The sequence below is a fragment of the Bacillus sp. HY001 genome, from assembly GCF_007558965.1.
In the GTDB taxonomy this organism is placed as follows: Bacteria; Bacillota; Bacilli; order Bacillales; family Bacillaceae_G; genus Bacillus_A; species Bacillus_A mobilis.
Window position 1 is genome coordinate 1 of the sequence record NZ_VLTE01000218.1, and the last position, 1,471, is coordinate 1,471.

A 1,471-nucleotide genomic window follows, 5' to 3' on the forward strand; every position below is an offset into this window, starting at 1 on the left:
GACATTGAGACAGCTTGGAATGAAATAAAAGATTACTTTGAGGAACCTCGTTTTAAACATGAAAAAGTATGTTTCAGTAAAGGTTTGAAGTATAATTTTGAAGATCTTATTGAAGCATACAATGAGTTATATTACGAAGAAACACCCGTCTACTTCAATTTACTACAGGTATTTAAAGAATACCATGCCTGTGAAAAACAAATATTAGCTGATCAGTTAACCATTTATCAGGTAATGAATACAAGAGTACCTTATAGTACAGAGTCCTACTTTCCCAACACTAAATAATAGTTTGTAAATGTTATATTGTGAATGACGTATGAATCATCCATAATGAAATTTTCAAGCGAATTAGTAAATAGAATATGATTTTAAAACCACAAGAACATTTGTTCGTTAAAATTGTATTTAACGTGAAGAATAGATAGCTGTTTTTCTATTCTTCGTATATAATCAAATTTCCCACTATGAAAGGATGTTTATTACTGTGAGACCTAATTTTGTAGATATTGTAGGGTATCAGTTTGAAAAAGTTCATACAGGTGCTATAAAATGGTTGTTAGACTCAAGCAATAAATTGATTGATCACACCGAAAAATCAAATGTGCTTCGCAATTTATATAAAACGTGTGGCATCCTCCCCCCTTTCAAAAGTTCGGATATTAATTTTATAGAGTGTAAACCAGAATTTTCTATCGGAAGTGGAAAAAGAGTGGATCTTGTTATTGAAATAACACTAAATAATCGTGACCTAAAATATATAGTAATCGAAATGAAAGTTGACACTATAGCTAAAGAAGACCAACTTACTGCCACCTACGATGGTTTTCACAGCAGCGAAGATGCTATATTTATTCTTTTTCTGTTTGGCTCTTCTCAAATTTGTCAGATTCCAAAACATGACCACTTTAATACTTTCTGCTTAAATGATATCATATCTGCCTTTAATAACATTGATAGTGAGCACTATATATATAGGGATTGGATGGACTCTTTGCATGGCGAGTTAAGAAAAGGTAAAACCATTAAGGATCTACTTCCTACTTTAACTGATATTAAAAACAAAAATTCTTGGCGCAGGAACGGGTATCGAACACATTTCACTGCATTTTATTACCTTTACAATCATCTAAAATCCAATTCAAAAAACAAAATAGCCTGGAATATTTACAGTGGTAATAATAATCCAATTATGAATTGGGAATCAGGATGGTTAGATAAAACCATTTCTAGTAAAACAATAACATTCTATTGGGAATTTAATTATCAAGATCTTATATTAAAAGTTAAATTACCAAAGGAAAAGTATCTTTCAAGTCAAGAATTACATCAATTAAAATCAAATATTATTTCAATAGTATCTAAAAATCCCGAAATTAAGGGAAATATTGCTCGTAGGCAATCAATACCTAGAGTATATAACTCCCTATATAAATGGAAGTTTGACTTTTTAACGGAGAGTTTTGAAGAG

2 protein-coding genes are annotated in these 1,471 nt (G+C 30.5%); both read left to right on the forward strand.

The annotated features are described in order from the left end of the window. The coding region (locus FOT98_RS32770) for a hypothetical protein (protein ID WP_144291233.1) at window positions 1-288 on the forward strand (288 nt) is incomplete at its 5' end. Between the two features lie 187 nt (window positions 289-475). After that, the coding region (locus FOT98_RS30550; RefSeq protein ID WP_144291234.1) for a PD-(D/E)XK nuclease family protein at window positions 476-1,471 on the forward strand (996 nt) is incomplete at its 3' end.